This is a genomic window from Geodermatophilus sp. Leaf369, from assembly GCF_001424455.1.
Lineage (GTDB): Bacteria > Actinomycetota > Actinomycetes > Mycobacteriales > Geodermatophilaceae > Klenkia.
Window position 1 is genome coordinate 1,764,996 of record NZ_LMQA01000001.1, and the last position, 19,665, is coordinate 1,784,660.

Below are 19,665 nucleotides of genomic sequence, written 5' to 3' on the forward strand. Positions count from 1 at the left end.
TCAGACCGGCTGGGCCGCCCGGAGCGCCAGGGCCTGCGCCGGGGTCATCGGGCGGGCCAGCAGGTAGCCCTGCGCCAGGTCGCAGGAGTCGGCCTGCAGGCGGGCCAGCTGGTCGGCCTCCTCGACGCCCTCGGCGATGACGGTCAGCCCGAAGGCGTGCGCCGACTGGATCATCAGCGCCACCAGCGTGCGGTGCGAGGCCTCGTCGCTGGCGATGAAGCTGCGGTCGATCTTCACGGTGTCCACCGGCATGTGCCGCAGCTGGCCGATGGAGGTGTAGCCGGTGCCGAAGTCGTCGATGGCGATGCTGACGCCCAGGTCCCGCAGCGCGGCCAGGTGGGCGTAGGCGGCGGGGTCGTCGACCAGCACGGTCTCGGTGACCTCGACGACCAGCAGCCCCGCGGGCACCCCGGAGGCGGTGAGGGCGTCGACGACGTCGGTGACCACCCGGGAGTCCGACAGGTGCCGGCCGGAGATGTTGACCGCGACCGTGGGCTCACCGGGACGCACCGGCCCCGACGTCGTCCGCCACTCGGCGAGCTGCCGGGTGGCCTCGTGCAGCACCCAGCGGTCGAGCTGGCAGATCAGCCGGGAGGCCTCGGCGGCGGCGATGAAGTCGTCGGGCTGCACGGTCCCGTGCCCGGGCCGGTCCCAGCGGATGAGCGCCTCGTAGCCGGTCAGCGCGCCGGTGGCCACGTCGTGGACCGGCTGGTACTGCAGCCGCATCTCCCCCGCCGCCAGACCGGCCGCGATGGCCGCCTGCAGGCCTGCGCGGGCCACCAGCTGGGCCCGCAGGGCCTCGTCGAACAGCTCGGCGCGGCCGCGGCCGTGGGCCTTGGCCCGGTAGACGGCGGCGTCGGCCTGGGCGAGCAGGGCGTCGCTGTCGGTCCCGGCGTCCCGGCTGACGGCGATGCCGATGCTCGCGCCCACGGCCATGGTGGCTCCCTCGACCCGGATGGGTGCCGAGACGGCCTCGATGAGCCGGGCGGAGAGCTCGAGCAGCGCCTCCTCGTCCTCCGCGGGCTCGACGAGGACGACGAACTCGTCCCCGCCCAGCCGGCAGACGACGTCCCCGGAGCGCAGCTCACGGAGCAGGCGGTCGGCCACGGTGCGCAGCACCTCGTCGCCCGCGGCGTGCCCGAACCCGTCGTTGACGGCCTTGAAGCCGTCGAGGTCGATGAACAGCAGGCCGATGGCGGACCCGGACCGCTGGGCGCGGTGCAGGGCCGACGTGGTCAGCCGGCGGGCCTGCGCACGGTTGGGCAGCTCGGTCAGCGGGTCGTGGGCGGCCTGGTGGGCCAGCTTGGACTGCAGCTCCTCCCGCTCGCGGACGGAGGTGACGATCTGCTGCACCGAGGCGTGCACCACCTCGCCGAGCGGACCGGGCAGCGGCTCGGCGAGCAGGGCGTGGTCCAGGTCGCCCGCCGCGACAGCACCGGCCTGGTCCTGGATGCGCCGCAGGCTGGCCACGCTGGCGTGCAGCGCGGCGCCCACCGTGCGCACCTCCCGCGGACCGGTGACCTCGACGTCCACGAGCGAGCCGCGGCTCACCTCCTGGGCGCGGTCGGCCAGCCGTCCGAGGGAACGGGTGACCAGCCGGCCGACCCACACCAGGGCACCGCAGGAGAGGACCAGCAGCGCCAGGCCCACCTGCAGGGTCGTGTCGCGGGCGCTGTCGGCCGAGGCGCGGTCGGCGGCCGCCGCGGTGACGGCGTCCTGGACGGCGGACTCCAGCAGCTGGCTGAACGCCGCCGCACGCTCGGCGTTCTGGGTGACCAGGCCGAACATCTGCAGGGCCCCCAGCGGGGTGGCACCCGGCCGCAGCTGGGCGTCGAGCGTGGCGTCGATGGCCTGCACGGCCGGGAGCGCCTGGACCGCCGTCCAGTCCTCGGTCAGGCCCCGGTCCGACAGCTGGGTCAGCGACGCGGTGGCCGACCGGAAGTCCGCGCGGGCGGTGACCCAGGAGTCCACGCCGACCGCCTCGTCCAGCTCGGTCATCGTGCTCAGGAACAGCGGGATCTCCCGGCTGGCTGCCTGCGAGGCGCGGGCGACCAGCCCGACGTCGGCCACGGCGGCCCGGGTGCCGGCGGAGACGTCCTGGTTGCCCGCCCCGGCGCCGGCCAGGCGCTGGGCGGCGGCGAGGTCGGCGGACACCTGCAGGTACCCGGTGTAGGTGTCGACGACGTCGGCGAAGCTGATCTCGCCGTCCGCACCCGGGGCGCGCAGGTCGGCCAGCTCGGTGGCCGCCGCCGCGGCGGCCGCGGCAGCGGGGGAGCCGGCGGGCACGGCGGCGACGGCGTCGTCGGTGGCCTGGCGGGTGGTCTCGACGGCGGCGTCGGCCTGGGTGCGCGCCATGTCGGCGAAGCCGCCGGACAGACCGAGCTGGGCCAGCGTGTCCGGGCTGGACAGCACGGCCAGGGTCAGGACCGGGATCACCTCCTGCTCGACGCTGCTGCGTGCGGTCTCCAGCTGCGCCACCGCGCGCACCGACCGCTCGGCCGACACCGCCGCCCGGGAGTCACCGACGGCGGCGTGCACGAGCACGCCCACCATCACCAGCACCCCGACGACGGGGACCAGGACCAGCGCGGTCAGGTGCACGGTGAGCGGCACCCCGCGACGGGGGTGGGAGGGCGGGGAGGACAGACGCATGTCCAGCACATCGGACGGCGCCGGGGCCCGGGCGGAGTCGAGCTGCGCCGTCCCCCTCCGTCGGGTCAGGCCGTTCTCGTTCCGGTCCACCGACGGACCCGTCGGTTGACGTCGGCGGTCGCGGGTAGGCCCCGGGCCTCGTCGCCGCCACCGCAGGGAGTCCCACCGTGCCCACCTGGTTCATCACCGGCTGCTCGACCGGCCTGGGGCGCGCCCTGGCCGCCGCCGTCCTCGAGCGGGGCTGGCAGGCCGTCGTCACCGCCCGTGACCCGCGGTCGGTGCAGGACCTGGTCGACGCGCACCCGGACACCGCGCTGGCCCTCGCCCTCGACGTCACCGACCCGGCTGCCGTGACCGCCGCGGTGCAGGCGGCGCAGGAGCGGTTCGGCGCGATCGACGTGCTGGTCAACAACGCCGGCTACGGCTACCGGGCCGCACTGGAGGAGGCCGACGACGCCGACGTCCAGCAGCTGTTCGCCACCAACGTCTTCGGCCCGGTCGCGGTGACCCAGGCGGCACTGCCGGGCATGCGGGCCCGCCGCAGCGGCACGGTCGTCAACGTCTCCTCGATCGGCGCGCAGATCTGCCCGCCCGGCTCGGGCTACTACGCCGCCACCAAGGCCGCCCTGGAGGCGCTGTCCGGGTCGCTGCGCCGCGAGGTCGAGCCGCTCGGGCTGCAGGTCGTCGTGGTGGAGCCCGGCGCCTTCCGCACCGACTTCTCCGGCCGCTCGATCGGGGAGTCCGCCGGCGCCATCGACGACTACGCCGAGACCGCCGGCAAGCGCCGCAAGGCCCACGACACCACGCACGGCACACAGCCCGGCGACCCGGCCAAGGCCGCGACCGCGCTGATCGACGCCGTCACCAGCGCCGCCCCGCCGAAGCTGCTGCTCCTGGGCACCGACGCCGTGACCGCGGCCGAGGGCGTGCTCGAGGACCGGCGCGCCGAGCTGGAGCGCTGGCGGGAGCTGAGCACGAGCACCGAGTTCGACGACTGAGGTCAGCGCCGGACGGCGTACCGCACGTGCAGGAAGCCCCCGGCGAACCGGCGCTGGTCGAGCAGCTCCAGGTCCAGCCGGACGTCGTCGGGCAGTGCCCGCAGGCCCGAGCCGACGACGGCCGGGGCCAGGACCAGGTGCACCTCGTCGACCAGGCCGGCCCGGAACGCCGACGCGGCCAGCGTCGGGCCGTCGACGGTGACGTCGAGCTCGGCGGCGGACACCAGGTCGCGGACGGCCCGGGGGTCGAAGGTGCGCTCGAGCCGGGTCCGCTCGGTGACGGTGCCGCCCAGCGTGGTGGAGAACACCACCTTGTCCACCCGCTGCCAGTGCGCGGCGAAGTCGGCCTCGCCGGAGGTGCCCTCGGCCCAGGAGGGGTCGGTCTCCCAGCCCTGCATGAGCTCGTACATCCGCCGGCCGTGCAGGAAGGTGCCGATGCGGGCGGTCTGCTCGTTGACGAACGCCATCACCTCCTCGTCGGGGAAGGCGAAGCCGAAGTCGCCGTCGCGGTCGGCGACGAAGCCGTCGAGGGAGCAGATCGCGGAGTAGAGCAGGCGGGCCACCGGGTCAGGATCCCCCGCGGTCAGGTCCCGGGGAAGAAGAAGGACACCCGCCGCTGGTAGTCCTGGTAGGCCGGTCGGTCGCCCATCCGGTCCTCGGTGCGCTTGGCGCCGGTGGCGTGGACCAGGAACCAGTTCATCGCCGCCGGGGCGGGGAACAGCCACCCCCCGGGTGCCGACGCCGCCCCGGCCAGCCACAGCCCGTCCCAGACGATCGAGTCACCCAGGTAGTTGGGGTGCCGGCTCACCGCCCACAGCCCGGTGTCGAGCACGTCGGGCCGCTCGTCCCGGTCGCGCGCGGAGTACGCCGCCTTCTGGCGGTCGGCCACCGCCTCCACCACGGCACCCCCGACGGCCGCGGCGACCCCCACCGGGAACAGCCACCGGCGGGCCGAGCGCGGCAGCGTGCTGGCCGCGGCCAGCTGCAGCGGGGCCGAGACCACCAGCTGCGCCAGCGCCTGGGTGCCGAACACCTTGGCCAGCACGGTGGGCGTCGAGGCCCCCTCCAGGAACTCGGTGTAGCGCTCGTCCTCGGTGTCCGTGCCGCGCAGGCGGCCCAGCATGAGGGTCTCCAGTCGCACCGCCCACCCGGTGGTCACCGCGGCCAGCGCCCACCGGCGCCACGGGTCACCGGTGCCGAGGGCGGCACCGGTGACGGCGACCGCCGCCAGCCCCGGCCCCCAGACACCGTCGGCGTAGTCCCGGCGTCCCTTCCGCAGGGCCAGCGCCGCGGTCCCCGCCTGCAGCGCGGTCACCACCGCCGCCGACGCACCGACCACCCGCCGCAGGTTCCTCAGATCGACGCTCACCGGGCCTGCATCCCCCGGCCGGACCCGGCTCAACCGCTGTGGTCGTGCTCGAAGATCAGGCTGGTGTTGGTGGCGGCGACCATCGGCTGGGTGGAGATCCGGTCGGTGACGAAGTCGCGCAGGTGCGCGGTGTCGCGGGCCCGCACGTGGACGACGAAGTCCTCCGCCCCGGCCAGGTAGAAGAACTGGGCCACCTCGGGCAACCCGCGCAGCTGGTCGGAGAACGCGGTCAGCTGGTGCCGCGCCCCCGGCCGGATGCGCACCGACACCAGCGCCTGCAGTGGCCGGCCGAGCACCTCGGGGTCGACGTCGACGGTGAACCGGGTGATCACGCCGTCGGCGACCAGCGCGCGCACCCGGGCCAGGCAGGTGGACGGCGAGACGCCCACGGCAGCGGCGAGCTGGTTGTTCGGCCGTCGTCCGTCGGCCCGGAGGAGCTCCAGGAGGCGGCGGTCGACGTCGTCCAGCGTTCGGCGACTCACCGTCGGGGCGACCGGGAGGATCGCATCCTGCGGAAATCGGGCCTGAGACTGCGCACTTGTTCGACTCCCCTGGTCCTGACCCGCAGCGGGTGGGTGGATGGTGCCACGTCACACCCACCCAGGAGGACCCCCGTGCTGATCGGCATCCCCAGCGAGATCAAGGACAACGAGCAGCGGGTCTCCCTGCAGCCCGACGGCGCCGCCGAGCTCGTGCACCACGGGCACGAGGTGCTCGTGCAGGCCGGGGCGGGGGTGGGCTCCCGGTTCAGCGACGAGGAGTACGTGGCCGCCGGTGCGCGGATCGCCTCCTCGGTGGACGAGGTCTTCGGCGCCGAGCTGATCGTCAAGGTCAAGGAGCCGGTCCCCGAGGAGTACCACCGCTTCCGTCGCGGCCAGCAGCTGTTCACCTACCTGCACGCCGCCGCCGACCGGTCGCTCACCGACTTCCTGGTCGAGCGGGAGATCGACTCCATCGCCTACGAGACGGTGCAGACCCCCGACGGCCGGCTCCCGCTGCTGACGCCGATGAGCGAGGTCGCCGGCCGGATGGCCGTGCAGGCCGCCGCGCACCACCTGGAGAGCCCCGCCGGTGGCGCCGGCCTGCTCCTCGGTGGCGTCCCCGGCACGCCGGCCGCGAAGGTGACGATCATCGGCGGCGGGGTCTCGGGCACCGAGGCCGCGAAGATCGCCGTCGGCATGCGCGCCATCGTGCGGGTCTTCGACACCAACCCCGCCCGGCTGGCCTACCTCTCCGACGTGTTCGAGGGCCGGCTGGACCTGGTGCAGCCCAACCGCGCCCGGCTGGCCGCCTACGTCGCGGACTCCGACGTCCTCATCGGCGCCGTGCTGGTGCCCGGCACCAAGGCCCCCAAGCTCGTCAGCCGGGAGATGATCGCCTCGATGCGCCCGGGCAGCGTCGCCGTGGACATCGCGATCGACCAGGGCGGCTGCTTCGAGACCAGCCGGGCCACCACGCACTCCGAGCCGACCTACGTCGAGGAGGGCGTCGTGCACTACTGCGTCGCGAACATCCCCGGCGCCGTCGCCCGCACCTCCACCCTGGCGCTCACCTCGGCGACCCTGCCGTACCTGGTCACCGTCGCCGACCACGGCGTCCGCGGGGCCGCCCGCACGTCGGCGGTGCTGGCGAAGGGCCTGACCAGCCTGGGCGGGACCCTCACGAGCGAGCCGGTCGCCGCCGCCCACGGGCTCGACTGGACACCGGCCGCCGACGCGCTGGGGACCGCCGCGGGAGCCTGACCTCGGGGGCCGACACACGGTGGTGAGTCGTGCTCGGTGCGCTGTCGGTGGTGCGGCCTGCTGGGCTGCGCCGTGCAGTGGGGAGTCGAACCCCGAGCTGCCCTCCACCCGCCAGCGAGGACCGGGTTGCCCGCCGGTCCGTCGGGTTCGTGCCCGCTCCCCCTCGGCTGCCGGCTCCCGCGACGGCCGGCGTCACTCTAGGAGGTCGTGGGTCCAGTTCGCCTGCTGGATGCGGACGTCGAGCTCGCGCAGCTGTCGGGCGACGTCGTCCGCCCGGGTGCGCAGCTCGCGGACCGGCAGCGCGGTGACCTGCCGCAGCTCGCTGCGCAGCTGGCGGAAGCCGGTGTCGGAGCCGGCGGCGTCGGCCGCGGCGGACAGCACGGAGTGCCGCAGCCGCAGCACGTCCCGGCGGGCCAGCGCCTCCGTCATGGTGCCGTCGGCGCCGAGGTCGACCGCGGCGTTCGTCCGGTTGATCCGGGCGATCCACACCTCGAGCCCGTCGAGCACCCGGTCGGCCTCGACGAGCAGGTCCGCGGCGCTCTCCGCTGGCTCCTCGCCCTCCTGGAAGCGGGCGTTGGACACGATGCGGTGCCGCAGCTGCTCGACCCGGCGCTGGGCGTCGGCACGCAGGGACAGGGCCTCGGCGATCTTCACCCCGGCGACCCTAGAGGGCTCAGCTGGGGTCGGGCGCCGGCCCGTCGGGGGTGCGGCCCAGCGCCACCAGGAACCGGCGCAGCAGGTCGGCCAGCTGGGCCTGCTCGGCGTCGCTGAGGCCCTCGAGCATGCCGCGCTCGGTCTCCAGGTGGTCGGGCAGCGCCGCGTCCAGCGCCGTCCGGCCGGCCGCGGTCAGGGTGACGACGACGGCCCGGCCGTCGGCCTCGCTGCGCCCGCGGGTGATGAGGCCCTTCTCCTCCAGCCGGTCCAGCCGCTGGGTGATCGCTCCGCTGGTGACCAGCGCGGTGCGCATCAGCGCAGTCGGGGTCAGCTGGTAGGGCTCGCCGGCCCGGCGCAGGGCAGCCAGGACGTCGAAGGAGGGCGCGTCCAGCCCGTGCCGGGCGAACGTGGCGCGCTGGGCGAGGAACACCTCGCGCTGCAGCTGGGTGATCCGGCCGATCACGCCCATCGGCGAGCAGTCCAGGTCCGGGCGCTCGCGACCCCACTGCTCGAGGATCAGGTCCAGCGCGTCGCCGCGTCCGGTCACCGGGACAGCCCGGCGAGGTGGTCGGCGAACGTGGCGGGCGCCCGGCCCAGCAGCGCGGTGAGCACCCGCGGGCTGCCGGTGAACCCGTGCCGGCGGTACCAGTCGAACATCGTCCGCGAGCACCGGCCCGCGTAGTCGTCGTCCGTGCCCGGCCGGGTGTCCACGGCGCGGACGTCGCGGCCCAGGTGCTCGCCGAGCGCCGCGGCCAGGTCCGGCGCGGTCAGCGGCTGCGGGCCGACCGCCTCGAAGGTGCCGCCGTCCAGACCGTCCTCGGTGAGCAGCACCGCCGCGGCGTCCGCGACGTCCCGCAGGTCGACCAGCGACTGGGCCTGCTCCAGGCCCCACGGGCTGCGCAGCTCGCCGGTCTCGGCGATCCGGGACAGCTGGGCGTCGAGGTTGTCGGCGTAGGCACAGGGCTGCAGCACCCGCCACGGCACCCCGCCGGCGTCCAGCGCCTCCTCGGCGCGGTCCTTGGCGGCGTGGTGCGGCATCGAGCGCAGCTGCGGACGGAGCACCGAGTGGTAGACCACGCGCCCGACGCCGGCCTGCCTCGCGGCCTCCACGGCCCGGGGCACCCCGGCGGCCTCGGTCGGCTCGAAGTTCGGCCAGACCAGGTACAGGGCGTCGGCGTCGGCCAGCGGGAGGCTCCCGGGTGCCCCCACCAGGTCGGCGACGACGACCTCGGCGCCGAGCCCGTCGAGCTCGGGGCGGGGCTTGGCGCTGCCCACCACGGCCCGCACCTGCTCCCCCCGGGCCCGCAGTGCGCGGACCACCGCCGTCCCGGTGTTGCCGCCAGCTGCCGTCACGACGATCACCCGGGTAGCTCACCGGTGAGAGACCGCCGCGTCAAGCCCGGCTCACCCGTCGTCCTGCGCCACCGGCGTGCGTCCTCCTCCACCGACGTCGACGGCTGAGGACGCACGTCGGTCGTCGGAGCTGATCGACGCCGGGGTCGGCGGGGGGCTCAGGCGGGGACGGCGGCCGTGAGGCGGACGGTGAGGCCCGCGGCGGAGCGGTGCAGGTCGACGTGGTCGCAGAGCTTGCGGGCCAGCCACAGGCCCATGCCGCCGCGGGAGAGGTCGTCGCCGTGCGCGGGGCGGTAGCCGGCGAGGAAGCCGTCGTAGTCGCTGCCGCCGTCGCTGATCGTGCAGACCACCCGGTCCGGTGCCGCCCACAGCCGCACCGAGACCGGCCGGCCGCCGTGCCGGAAGGCGTTGGCGGCGATCTCGGAGGCGGCGAGGTGGAAGTCCTCCTCGGCGTCCCGCCCGGCGAACCGGCCCCGCAGCGCGGCGGCCAGCTGGTGGCGCAGCTCGGGCAGCGACGGCGCGTCGTCGACGGCGAACACCGGGGCCTGGGCCTGCAGGGGCTCCTCGGGCACCGGCAGCGAGGCCAGCAGGTCCAGCGGCGGACGGAAGCCCGGGCTCTCGTGCACCCGGCCGCCGACGACGACCTCGGGGTGGGCGACCAGCACGACCTCGAGCGCCTCGAGCGGGGTGGTGCGGCTGTCGTACACGCACAGCGAGGTCATCGGCTCACCGGCGAAGACGTGCTCGTGGGCGGCCTCGCCGCGCACCCGCTCGTCCCAGGCCCGCCGGTCGCGCTCGTGCACCTGGCCCAGCACCCGCAGGCGGCGGCCCTCGGCCTGGGCGTCCCCCAGCATCTGCAGGTGGCCGGCGATGGCGTCGGGCTCCCGCGGGGTCGGCACGCTCAGCTCCCGGACGTCGACCTCGGGCAGCTGTGCGCGCACGTGCCCGGCGGCTGCCGGGGCCAGGTACGCCACCACCACGTCGCCCTGGTCGAGCCCGGCCCGGAGGAACCCCAGCGCGAGCGCGATCAGCTCGTCGTCGGTGTCGACGACGGCGACGCGGTGCACCCGGCCACCGTCGGCGACCGCGGGGTCCAGGGCGCCGTCGACGGGCAGCTCCGGGGCCGGCGAGGGCTGGAGGAGGTGCCGGCCAGCCGTCACAGCGCCCCTCCGTCCCCGTGCGGCCCGGTCAGGCCGATCGACCCATCATGGAGCATGCCGCCGTCCGGCAACCAGGAGGCTGGAGGACCGCTGGCCACGCTCACGACCCCCACGCCCGTGACCTGCGGCTTCACCCCGCACGAGCGATGTGAGCGCGCACATCCGGCGCGTCGCCGGTGCTCAACCCGGTCGCGCCCTACCGGCCAGCCGGTCCAGGACCGGTCGGTCCAACCCGGTCGCGGCCTCCACCTCCGCGGCGTCCAGCGCGCCGCAGTCCAGCCCGCGCAGCACCACCGAGGCCAGCGCACGGGCGGTCGCCGGTTCGTCGAGCACCCCGCCGTCCACCCGGCTCACGTACGCGGCCAGCCGGGCGCCGGCAGCGGGCAGCGCCGCCCGGAAGAAGGCGTAGGTGGCCACGTATCGGGTGACGAGCTGGGCCGGGTGCAGGTCCCAGCCCTGGTAGAAGCCGCGCTCCAGGGCCCGGCGGACCAGCCCGGCGTGCAGCTGCCAGCCGTGGTGCACCGCGTCCCGCGCCCCGACCGGCAGGACGTTGGTCGAGCCGTCCACCGCACGCGCCCCGGTGCCGGCGACCGCGACCTGCATCGTGGCCTTGGCGTGGTCGGCGGCCGGGTGGTCGCTGGCCTGGTGCGCGGCGGCGATGCCCAGGGACGCCGAGTAGTCGTAGGTGCCGTAGTGCAGGCCGGTCACCCGGCCGCCGCCGGCGTGCAGCATCGCGGCCAGGGTGGCGACGCCGTCGGCGCCGAGCACCGCCTGCGGGGTCTCCACCTGCAGCTCGAGGTCCAGCGCCAGGCCGTGCGCCTGCTCCAGCGCGTCGAGCACCGGCAGGAACGCGGCCACCTGCTCGACGGCGGTGACCTTGGGCAGGGTGACGATCGCCCGGCCCGTCCCCGCCAGGCCGCCGAGGAACAGGTCGAGCGACCGGACCCCGCGGCGCCTCGTGGGGCCCTCCAGCGACTTGGCCCGGGTGCCCCAGAACGGCGGCAGGGCCGCCTCGGCGGCGAGCACCTGCGCGGCCCTCGCCACGTCCTCGTCCTCCCGGTCGGGCGGGCCGCGGTAGCCGTCCTCGCTGTCCACCCGCAGGTCCTCGACCGGCTCGCGGGCCAGCTTCTCCCGCACCCGGGGCAGCACCTGCTCGACCAGCCCTGCCTCCAGCCCGAGGTCAGGCAGGCCGTGCTCGTCGAGGGCGGCCAGCGCCTGCTCGCCCCACGACGCGACCAAGCCGGGGACGACGGCGTCGGCGGGCACGTAGCAGGTGTGCACCGGCTGCCGGGTCGACCGCTCCCCCGGGTACGCGGCCGCCCGGGCGTCGTCCACCGGCCCGAGCCGCCGGTCCAGCTCGGCCAGCACCTCCTCGGTGACCCCAGAAACCGCGGTTTCTGGGGTCATCAGTCGATCAACGAGTAGGCCGGGAGGGTCAGGAAGTCGGGGAACTCGTCGGCCAGCGCGACCTGCTCGAAGAGCCGGCGGGCGTCGTCGAGCCGGTCGAGGTCGCCGATCCCGGCGACCTCCTCCTCGACGACCCGGTGCACGAGTTCGGCGGTGACCGTCTCGCCGGTGTCCAGCACGACCCCGGTGCGCACCCACTGCCAGACCTGGGAGCGGGAGATCTCGGCGGTGGCGGCGTCCTCCATCAGGCCGTGGATGCCGACCGCGCCGTTGCCGGTCAGCCACGCGGCGAGGTAGCGGATGCCGACCTCGACGTTGGCCCGCAGCCCCGCCTCGGTGCGCTCACCGGGCACACCGGCGACGTCGAGCAGCTGAGCCGCGGTGACCTGGACGTCGTCCCGCCGGTGGGTGAGCTGGTTGTCGGCGTCGCCGAGCACGCCCTCGAAGACCTCGCGGCAGATGCCGACCAGGTCGGGGTGGGCCACCCACGAGCCGTCGAAGCCGTCGCCGGCCTCGCGGGTCTTGTCCTCACGGACCTTGGCCAGGGCGCGCTCGTTGGCCTCGGCGTCACGCCGGCTGGGGATCGCGGCGGCCATGCCGCCGATGGCCATCGCGCCGCGGCGGTGGCAGGTGGCCACGAGCTGCTCGGTGTAGGCCCGCATCATCGGCGCGGTCATGGTGACCGCGGAGCGGTCGGGCAGCACGAAGTCGGCCCCGGCGTCACGGAAGACCTTGACCACGCTGAACAGGTAGTCCCAGCGGCCGGCGTTCAGCCCGGTGGCGTGCTCGCGCAGCTCGTAGAGCATCTCCTCCATCTCGAACGCGGCCGGGATGGTCTCGATGAGCATCGTCGCGCGGATCGAGCCGCGCGGGAGCCCGAGCTCGCGCTCGGAGTGCACGAAGACGTCGGCCCACAGCCGAGCCTCGAGGTGGGACTCCATCTTCGGCAGGTAGAAGTAGGGGCCGCTGCCGCGCTCGAGCTGCTCCGCCGCGTTGTGGAACAGGTACAGCCCGGCGTCGACGAACGCGGCGACCACCGGGTCGCCGTCCACCAGCAGGTGCCGCTCGTCCAGGTGCCAGCCGCGCGGGCGGGGCACGATCGTGGGCAGCACGGCGTCGGGGCGGACGGCGTACTGCTTGCCCTCGGGGCTGGTGAACTCCAGGGACCCGCGGACGGCGTCCTTGAGCACGACCTGCCCGGTGACGACGTTGCGCCAGTGCGGGGTGTTGGCGTCCTCGAGGTCGGCCAGCCACACGTCGGCGCCGCAGTTCAGCGCGTTGATCGCCATCTTCGGCTCGGTGGGCCCGGTGATCTCGACCCGGCGCCGGACGAGCCCGGGCGGGGGCGGCGGCACCTGCCAGTCGCTCTCGCGCACGTCTGCGGTCTCGACCCGGAAGTCCAGCGGCTGCCCGTCCGCGATCGCCTGCCGGTGCAGGGCGCGGGTGGCGAGCAGCTCGTCGCGGCTGGCGCCGAACAGGTGCTGCAGCCGGCCGACGAACTGCAGGGCCTCGGGGGTGAGCACCTCGCCCGACCGCTCGACCTCGGGACCGATCACCTGGACGTCGATCACGCGCACTCCTTCGATCGGGGTTCTGGTCCTGGCATCCTCGCAGCCGTGGACCTGTCCAGCTTCTCCGCAGCGAGCCTCGACGAGGTGACCGGGGCGCTGCGAGCGTGCAACGCCGCGGCCTCCTTCGCCCCGACCGTGGCGGCCGGCCGGCCGTACCCGTCGGTGGACGCCCTGGTGGCGCGGGCCGGCGAGGTGTCCCAGGCGCTCCCGTGGGACGAGGTGGCCCAGGCGCTGGCCGCGCACCCGCGGATCGGCGACCGGGTGTCCGGCGACTCGGCGGAGGCAGCGTCCTCGCGCCAGGAGCAGGCCGCGATGTCCACGGCCGAGGACGACGTCCGCGCCGCCCTGCTGCAGGGCAACCGGGACTACGAGGCCCGCTTCGACCACGTCTTCCTGATCCGGGCCGCAGGCCGGACGCCGGCCGAGATGCTCGCCGAGCTCCGGCGTCGACTGGCCCACAGCGCGGAGCAGGAGCGACCCGAGGTGCTCGAGCAGCTGGCCCAGATCACCGAGCTGCGCGTGCGGGGGCTGGTCTCGTGAGCGTCTCCACGCACGTGCTGGACGCCGTCCTCGGGCGGCCCGCCGCCGGGATGGTGGTGCGGCTGTTCGAGGGCGACCGGCTGCTCGCCGAGGGCGTGACGGACGCCGACGGCCGGTTCCGGCTGGCCGACCGGGACACCGGCGCGGGCACCCACCGGGTGGTCTTCGGGACCGGCGCCTGGTTCGCCGAGCAGGGCCGGGAGACGTTCTACCCGTCGGTGACCCTGGAGTTCGCCGTCCTCGACCCGGCCTCGCACCACCACGTGCCCCTGCTGCTGTCGCCGTTCGCGTTCAGCACCTACCGCGGAAGCTGAGGACCCACCCCGTGAGCACACCCCGCCCGCCCTTCCCGCCCTTCGACGCCGACAGCGCCGCCGCCAAGGTGCAGGCCGCCGAGGACGCCTGGAACAGCCGGGACCCGCAGCGGGTGAGCCTGGCCTACACCGAGGACACCGTCTGGCGGAACCGCGACCGGTTCCTGACCGGTCGGGCCGAGGTGGTCGCGTTCCTCACCGAGAAGTGGGCGCGGGAGCTCGACTACGCGCTGCGCAAGAGCCTGTGGTCGTTCACCGAGGACCGGATCGCCGTCCGGTTCCAGTACGAGTGGCACGACGCCGACGGGCAGTGGTGGCGCAGCTACGGCAACGAGCTGTGGGAGTTCGACGAGCACGGCCTCATGCGCCGCCGCGAGGCGAGCATCAACGACGTGCCGATCACCGAGGCCGACCGGCGGATCACCGGGCCCCGGCCCGAGGCCGAGCGGGGCCGGGACGTCCCGCTGCACTGACGTTCCACGTGCAACACCACGGCAACACCGATCGGAGAGGCTGCGCGCATGGCGATCGTGCTCGGACCCAACCAGTACGGGAAGGCCGAGGTGCGGGTGGTCGCGGTCGACCGCTCCACCCCCCGGCACACCCTGATGGACCTCAACGTCAGCTCGGCACTGCGCGGTGACTTCGCCGACGCGCACCTGACCGGCGACAACGCCCACGTGCTCACCACCGACGCGCAGAAGAACACGGTCTTCGCGTTCGCCCGGGACGGCATCGCCTCCCCCGAGGAGTTCGGGCTGCGGCTGGCCGGCCACTTCGCCGGGTCCTACGACTGGGTCACCGGCGCCCGGGTCGCCGTGGAGTCCTACGGCTGGGACCGGATCGCCGTCGGCGGGGCCCCGCACGACCACGCGTTCCGCAAGGCCGGTGGCGAGGTGCGCACCGCCGTCGTCACCGCCGACGGCGACGAGCGGCACGTCGTGGCCGGGCTCACCGACCTCGTCGTCCTGAAGTCCACCGGGTCGGAGTTCTGGGGCTTCCCGCGCGATGCGTACACGACCCTGGCCGAGACCCGGGAGCGCATCCTGGCCACCGCGGTGACCGCCCGCTGGCGCTACGTGAGCACCGACCTGGACTGGAACGGCGTCTACGACACCGTGCGGACGACGCTGCTGGAGGCCTTCGCCGGCACGCACTCCCTCGCCCTGCAGCAGACCCTGTTCGCGATGGGGTCCGCCGTCCTGGAGACCGTGCCCGAGGTCGCCGAGGTGCGGATGTCGATGCCCAACAAGCACCACTTCCTGCAGGACCTCTCGGCCTTCGGCCTGGACAACCCCGACGTCGTCTACCACGCCGACGACCGGCCCTACGGCCTCATCGAGGGCCAGGTGCTGCGCGACGACGTCGCCCCTGCCGAGGTCGCCTGGCAGGGCACCCCGGGCTTCTGCTGAGATCACCGACGTGACAGCGCCCGAGCGGGAGACCCTGACCTACGAGACGTTCGGGACGGCGGGGCGCGAGCTCGCCCAGCAGGTCGCCGACGACGGCTACGAGCCCGACCTCATCCTGGCGATCGCCCGCGGGGGGCTGTTCCTGGGCGGGGCGCTGGGCTACGCCCTGGACGTGAAGAACATCTTCGTGATGAACGTGGAGTTCTACACCGGCGTGGACGAGCGGCTGGACCTGCCGGTGGTGCTGCCGCCGACCCTGGACCGGGTCGACCTCACCGGGGCCAACGTGCTCATCGCCGACGACGTCGCCGACACCGGCAAGACCCTCGAGCTGGTCCGCGACTTCTGCGCCGGCTACGTCGCCGAGGTGCGGTCCGCGGTGGTCTACGAGAAGCCCCGCTCGGTGGTGACGTGCGACTACGTCTGGAAGCGCACCGACGCCTGGATCGACTTCCCCTGGTCGGTGCAGCCCCCGGTCGTCAACCGCCGCGGCGGCCTCGCCCACTGATCACGCGACGCGGTGGATGCCGCCGCGCTTGGTCGACGCGGTCACCGTGAACTTGGGGTCGCGGGAGAGCTGACGGGTCGGTCCGACCGTCTGCTGCAGCGTCTGACGGTGCGGCAGGTGCGAGTTGTAGACGCACCACAGCTCGCCGCCGGGGCGCAACACCCGGGCCGCGGCGTCGAACAGGCGCTCCGCCGCGCCGGTGTGCACCGCTACGCCCAGGTGGAACGGCGGGTTCAGGACGACCAGGTCGACGCTGGCGTCCCCCACGCCGTCCAGCGCGTCGTCCCGGACGACGGTGACCCGGTCGGCGACCCCGTTGGCCTCGACGGTGGCCTGGGCGGACGCGACCGCGGCCGCCGAGGCGTCCGACGCCAGCACGTCGTACCCGGCGCGGGCCAGGACGACGGCGAGCACGCCGGTGCCGCAGCCGAGGTCCACCGCCGTACCCGAGCCTGTCTCGGGCAACGCCCTCAGCAGCGAGCGGGTGCCGATGTCGACCTTGGTGCCGGCGAACGCCGCACCGTGCGCGAGGACGGCGATCCCCAGGTCGGCGTGATCCTGGCGGCGGGGGAAGCTGCTGTCCCCGGGCCGGGGCTCCCGGGCCACGAGCACCCGGGACTTCTGCCGGGCGAGGGTGGCGTGCACGTGCCCGAACGAGTCCCCGAGGACGTCGTTCATCGCCTCCGTCATGTGCTTGACCCGGCCGCCGACCAGCAGCGTCACCTCGGGGTCGGCGTGCCGCGCGACGGTCTCGGCGATCTCCCGGAGGGCGTCCAGGCCCTTGGGCGCCTGCACCAGCACGACCGTCGCGCCGCGGAGGAGGTCGGCGTCGAGCGCGTGGTGGGTGAAGCCCGTGGTCCCGGTGCGCTCGGCATTGGCGTCCAGCGCCCGCTCGGCGACCCGCAGGTCCTGGTGGGCGCGGACACCGGTGGCCCCGTGCAGCGCGATCGCGCCGAGGGTCAGCGCGCCGTGCGCGTCGTCGATCGTGACGAGGGCGTCCGGGTGGGCGGCGATCAGCTCGGCGGCCTCGTCGAGGAGGAGCCGGTCGGTGGCGTCGACGGCCACCAGGTCCGGGGCCTCGACGTCGGGTTCGCGGCGGAGCTGGTCGAAGAAGGGGTCGGACACGTCGTCCACTGTCCCCCACGCCGGTCGTCGTCCCCACGGCCGCCGTCCGCCCTCACGAACGACTGGCCGCCCTCACCAGCGTTGGTGGGGGCGGCCAGGCTTGGATCAGGTCACCTGATCCACGCTGCTCCGGGGGCTCAGACGCCGGTGAGGCCCACCGGGCAGGAGACGCCGGTGCCGTTGACCGGGCAGTAGCCGTTGGGCACCTTGTAGAGGTACTGCTGGTGGTAGTCCTCGGCGTAGAAGAACTCGCCCAGCGGCAGGATCTCGGTGGTGATTTCGCCGTAGCCGGCGGCGGTCAACCGGGCCTGGTACTGGTCCTTGGAGGCCTCGGCGGCAGCCTGCTGCTCGGGGGTCGTGTAGTAGACCGCCGACCGGTACTGGGTGCCGATGTCGTTGCCCTGGCGCATGCCCTGGGTGGGGTCGTGCTCCTCCCAGAACTCCTTGAGCAGCACGTCGTAGGAGACGACGGCGGGGTCGAAGACCACCAGCACGACCTCGGTGTGCCCGGTGCGCGCCGAGCAGACCTCCTCGTACGTGGGGTTGGGGGTGTGGCCACCGGCGTAGCCCGCGGCGGTCGAGTAGACGCCCGGGTGCTGCCAGAAGACCTTCTCCACGCCCCAGAAGCAGCCGGCGCCGAAGACGGCGGTCTGCATCCCGTCGGGGAAGGGGGGCTGGATCCGGTTGCCGTTGACGGCGTGGAGCTCGGGGATGTGCGGCAGCACCTGGGACCGGCCCGGCAGGGCGTCCTCCGCGGTGACCGCCTGCGTCTTGGCGCGGGAGAAGAACGACATGCCCCGAATGTAGGACGGCCCCGCAACCCGCGGCAGCGGGAACATCCGGGGCCCCGGCGGCCCTGCACCGGACATGCCGATCACCACCCGCGAGGTCCAGCTGGCCGCCCGTCCGCACGGCGAGCCCACCCCCGACGACTTCCGCACGGTCGAGCTGCAGCGGCCCGACCCGACCGAGGGCCAGGTCGTGGTGGCCAACGCCGCGATGAGCGTGGACCCCTACATGCGCGGCCGGATGAACGCCGGCCCCAGCTACGCCCCGGCCTGGGAGGTCGGCGAGACCATGCAGGGCGGCACCGTCGGGCGGGTCGTGCAGTCCCGCTCGCAGCGGGTGCCCGAGGGTGCACTGGTGCTGCACAACGCCGGCTGGCGCGACACCGCGGTGCTCGACGACACGCTGGTCAGCGTGCTGCCCGAGCTGGACGGCGTGCCGCTGACCTGGCACCTCGGGGTGCTCGGCATGCCCGGGCTCACTGCCTGGGCCGGGCTGTTCCGGCTGGCCGACTTCCGCGCCGGGGACGACGTCTTCGTCTCCGGGGCCGCCGGCGCCGTGGGCAGCCTGGTCGGCCAGTTCGCGCGGCTGAGCGGTGCGAACAGCGTCGTCGGCAGCGCCGGGACGCCGGAGAAGGTCCGTTGGATCACCGAGGAGCTCGGCTTCACCGGCGGCTTCGACTACCACGACGGCCCGGTGCGCGACCTGCTCGCCCAGGCCGCTCCGCAGGGCATCGACGTCTTCTTCGACAACGTGGGCGGGGACCACCTGGAGGCCGCGCTGGCCTCCTTCCGCGAGCACGGCCGGGCCGCGCTGTGCGGGGCGATCTCCGGCTACAACGCCACCACGCCCGCCCCCGGGCCGGACAACATGTTCCTGGTGGTGGGCAAGCGGCTGAGCCTGCGCGGGTTCATCGTCGGGGACCACACCGACCTGCGTCCGCAGTTCGTCGAGACCGTCACCGGCTGGCTGCGCTCGGGTGAGCTGCAGGCCCGGGAGACCCTCCGCGACGGGCTGGACGACGCCGTCCCGGCCTTCCTGGACCTCCTGCGCGGCGGCAACACCGGGAAGATGGTCGTGCGTCTCTCACCCGACGCCGGTTGAGCACCGGGTGCGCCGGGAAGTGAGGACCCCATGTGGCTCTTCATCTCCCGGCGCATCCGCATGTACCTCCTGCTCACCGTCCTCGTGCCGCTGGGCACCCGGGTGCTGCGCTCCCTCGGTCGGAAGCTGGAGTCGAAGAACGGCCCGTCGGCGATCAGCAAGAACCTGATCAAGGCCGGCGACCTGGCCGAGAACGGCGCGGCCAAGCTGCGCGGTCGCCGCCGCTGACCGCTCCATCCGCTCGGCACCCCCGATCCGAAGGACGCACGTGACCGACCCCCAGCTCGAGCGCCACCCCGTCGACGGCGAGACCCGCGGCATCGCCCTGTTCTGCCACGGCGGGACGGCGTCGAGCATCGCCCCGCCGAAGGAGAAGGCGCTGTCGCTGGTCCGGATGCGGGCCTTCGAGCAGTTCGTCCGCAACGACCTGGGCGACCGGGGCATCCAGACGGCGCTGGTCCGCTACCGCGTGGCCGGGTGGAACGGCGAGGCCGCCGACGCCTACCAGGACGTGCAGTGGTCGATCGACGCCCTGCGGGACGACGTCGGCAAGGACGTGCCGATCGTGCTCGTCGGGCACTCGATGGGCGGTCGCGCGGCGCTCAAGGCCGGTGGGGACCCGCAGGTCACCGCCGTCTGCGCGCTGGCCCCGTGGACCCCGCCGGGCGAGCCGGTCATGCAGCTGCGTGGGCAGACGGTGGCGATCCTGCACGGGTCGGCCGACCGGTGGGTGCCGGCCCGGCTCAGCGCGGACTTCGCCGTCCGTGCCCGGCGCGCCGGAGCCCGCGTCGCCCGCTTCACCACCCCGGGCGGGCACACCATGCTGCGGCGGGCCCACCGCTGGCACGCCTTCGCCCGTGACATCGTGCTGGCCGGCACCGGCCTCGAACCGATGCGGGACGACGTCACGAACGCCCTCCAGCAACCGAGCCCGGAGGGCCTGGCCGTCCCGCTGTGACGACCAGCTCCT

At 74.5% G+C, this 19,665-nt stretch carries 22 protein-coding genes; 10 read left to right on the top strand and 12 right to left on the bottom strand.

The genetic code is table 11. The annotated features are described in order from the left end of the window. On the bottom strand, window positions 1-2,742 hold the full coding sequence (locus tag ASG36_RS08645) for an EAL domain-containing protein (RefSeq protein ID WP_055761955.1): 2,742 nt from the start codon (window positions 2,740-2,742) through the stop codon (window positions 1-3). A 77-nt stretch (window positions 2,743-2,819) separates the two neighbouring features. Between ASG36_RS08645 and ASG36_RS08650 the strand changes: the two genes are divergently transcribed. Continuing rightward, window positions 2,820-3,650, top strand: coding sequence for an oxidoreductase (locus tag ASG36_RS08650; RefSeq protein WP_055761957.1), 831 nt, complete (start codon window positions 2,820-2,822; stop codon window positions 3,648-3,650). A gap of 2 nt (window positions 3,651-3,652) precedes the next feature. Here ASG36_RS08650 and ASG36_RS08655 read toward each other — a convergent pair whose 3' ends face one another. The 3 genes from ASG36_RS08655 to ASG36_RS08665 are packed head-to-tail and all read right to left on the bottom strand — an operon-like array spanning window position 3,653 to window position 5,501. After that, a complete protein-coding gene (locus ASG36_RS08655; RefSeq protein ID WP_055761960.1) occupies window positions 3,653-4,213 on the bottom strand; it encodes a dihydrofolate reductase family protein in 561 nt (186 codons plus the stop codon). A 20-nt stretch (window positions 4,214-4,233) separates the two neighbouring features. Continuing rightward, entirely contained in the window at window positions 4,234-5,019 is a 786-nt protein-coding gene (locus ASG36_RS08660) for a DUF1295 domain-containing protein (protein ID WP_162245180.1), read from the bottom strand. A 29-nt stretch (window positions 5,020-5,048) separates the two neighbouring features. After that, window positions 5,049-5,501: an Lrp/AsnC family transcriptional regulator gene (locus ASG36_RS08665; RefSeq protein WP_200944368.1), complete on the bottom strand. Its 453-nt coding sequence runs from the start codon at window positions 5,499-5,501 to the stop codon at window positions 5,049-5,051. 132 nt (window positions 5,502-5,633) lie between these two features. Between ASG36_RS08665 and ald the strand changes: the two genes are divergently transcribed. Beyond that, window positions 5,634-6,761, top strand: coding sequence for an alanine dehydrogenase (ald, locus tag ASG36_RS08670; protein ID WP_055761963.1), 1,128 nt, complete (start codon window positions 5,634-5,636; stop codon window positions 6,759-6,761). Between the two features lie 192 nt (window positions 6,762-6,953). Here the strand turns inward: ald and ASG36_RS08675 are convergent, their stop codons facing one another. From ASG36_RS08675 to aceB, 6 genes are all read right to left on the bottom strand, one after another. Next, window positions 6,954-7,415 (bottom strand): DIP1984 family protein, encoded by a 462-nt coding sequence (locus ASG36_RS08675; protein WP_055761966.1) that lies wholly within the window; start codon window positions 7,413-7,415, stop codon window positions 6,954-6,956. Window positions 7,416-7,434: 19 nt separating this feature from the next. Beyond that, on the bottom strand, window positions 7,435-7,962 hold the full coding sequence (locus ASG36_RS08680) for a MarR family winged helix-turn-helix transcriptional regulator (RefSeq protein WP_055761969.1): 528 nt from the start codon (window positions 7,960-7,962) through the stop codon (window positions 7,435-7,437). Beyond that, on the bottom strand, window positions 7,959-8,768 hold the full coding sequence (locus tag ASG36_RS08685) for an SDR family oxidoreductase (RefSeq protein ID WP_235494733.1): 810 nt from the start codon (window positions 8,766-8,768) through the stop codon (window positions 7,959-7,961). Before ASG36_RS08685 ends, ASG36_RS08680 begins: the two co-directional genes overlap by 4 nt. A gap of 158 nt (window positions 8,769-8,926) precedes the next feature. Then, the gene (locus tag ASG36_RS08690) at window positions 8,927-9,928 is read right to left on the bottom strand and encodes an anti-sigma factor RsbA family regulatory protein (protein WP_055761976.1); all 1,002 of its coding nucleotides are present in this window, start codon (window positions 9,926-9,928) and stop codon (window positions 8,927-8,929) included. Window positions 9,929-10,108: 180 nt separating this feature from the next. Beyond that, window positions 10,109-11,335: an aldolase gene (locus ASG36_RS08695; RefSeq protein ID WP_055761979.1), complete on the bottom strand. Its 1,227-nt coding sequence runs from the start codon at window positions 11,333-11,335 to the stop codon at window positions 10,109-10,111. After that, window positions 11,335-12,906, bottom strand: coding sequence for a malate synthase A (gene aceB, locus ASG36_RS08700; RefSeq protein WP_055761982.1), 1,572 nt, complete (start codon window positions 12,904-12,906; stop codon window positions 11,335-11,337). The genes ASG36_RS08695 and aceB overlap by 1 nt, the downstream gene beginning before the upstream one ends. Window positions 12,907-12,951: 45 nt before the next feature. Between aceB and uraD the strand changes: the two genes are divergently transcribed. The 5 genes from uraD to ASG36_RS08725 are packed head-to-tail and all read left to right on the top strand — an operon-like array spanning window position 12,952 to window position 15,680. Next, window positions 12,952-13,446, top strand: coding sequence for a 2-oxo-4-hydroxy-4-carboxy-5-ureidoimidazoline decarboxylase (uraD, locus tag ASG36_RS08705; RefSeq protein ID WP_157498667.1), 495 nt, complete (start codon window positions 12,952-12,954; stop codon window positions 13,444-13,446). Next, window positions 13,443-13,760 (top strand): hydroxyisourate hydrolase, encoded by a 318-nt coding sequence (gene uraH / locus ASG36_RS08710; RefSeq protein ID WP_082522875.1) that lies wholly within the window; start codon window positions 13,443-13,445, stop codon window positions 13,758-13,760. The genes uraD and uraH overlap by 4 nt, the downstream gene beginning before the upstream one ends. Before the next feature lie 11 nt (window positions 13,761-13,771). Further along, a complete protein-coding gene (locus tag ASG36_RS08715) occupies window positions 13,772-14,233 on the top strand; it encodes a nuclear transport factor 2 family protein (RefSeq protein ID WP_055761985.1) in 462 nt (153 codons plus the stop codon). Window positions 14,234-14,281: 48 nt separating this feature from the next. Next, entirely contained in the window at window positions 14,282-15,172 is an 891-nt protein-coding gene (gene pucL, locus ASG36_RS08720) for a factor-independent urate hydroxylase (protein ID WP_055761988.1), read from the top strand. Window positions 15,173-15,182: 10 nt separating this feature from the next. Then, entirely contained in the window at window positions 15,183-15,680 is a 498-nt protein-coding gene (locus tag ASG36_RS08725; RefSeq protein ID WP_055761991.1) for a phosphoribosyltransferase, read from the top strand. Here the strand turns inward: ASG36_RS08725 and ASG36_RS08730 are convergent, their stop codons facing one another. Both ASG36_RS08730 and msrA read right to left on the bottom strand, forming a co-directional pair. Beyond that, a complete protein-coding gene (locus ASG36_RS08730; RefSeq protein ID WP_055762803.1) occupies window positions 15,681-16,805 on the bottom strand; it encodes a class I SAM-dependent methyltransferase in 1,125 nt (374 codons plus the stop codon). A gap of 137 nt (window positions 16,806-16,942) precedes the next feature. After that, the gene (gene msrA, locus ASG36_RS08735) at window positions 16,943-17,599 is read right to left on the bottom strand and encodes a peptide-methionine (S)-S-oxide reductase MsrA (protein ID WP_055761994.1); all 657 of its coding nucleotides are present in this window, start codon (window positions 17,597-17,599) and stop codon (window positions 16,943-16,945) included. A 73-nt stretch (window positions 17,600-17,672) separates the two neighbouring features. Here msrA and ASG36_RS08740 point away from each other — a divergent pair, with 73 nt between their 5' ends. The 3 genes from ASG36_RS08740 to ASG36_RS08750 are packed head-to-tail and all read left to right on the top strand — an operon-like array spanning window position 17,673 to window position 19,653. Continuing rightward, entirely contained in the window at window positions 17,673-18,695 is a 1,023-nt protein-coding gene (locus tag ASG36_RS08740; RefSeq protein WP_055761997.1) for an NADP-dependent oxidoreductase, read from the top strand. Window positions 18,696-18,725: 30 nt separating this feature from the next. After that, window positions 18,726-18,923: a hypothetical protein gene (locus ASG36_RS08745; protein WP_055761999.1), complete on the top strand. Its 198-nt coding sequence runs from the start codon at window positions 18,726-18,728 to the stop codon at window positions 18,921-18,923. A 40-nt stretch (window positions 18,924-18,963) separates the two neighbouring features. Beyond that, entirely contained in the window at window positions 18,964-19,653 is a 690-nt protein-coding gene (locus ASG36_RS08750) for an alpha/beta hydrolase (RefSeq protein WP_055762002.1), read from the top strand. Window positions 19,654-19,665 lie beyond the last annotated feature (12 nt).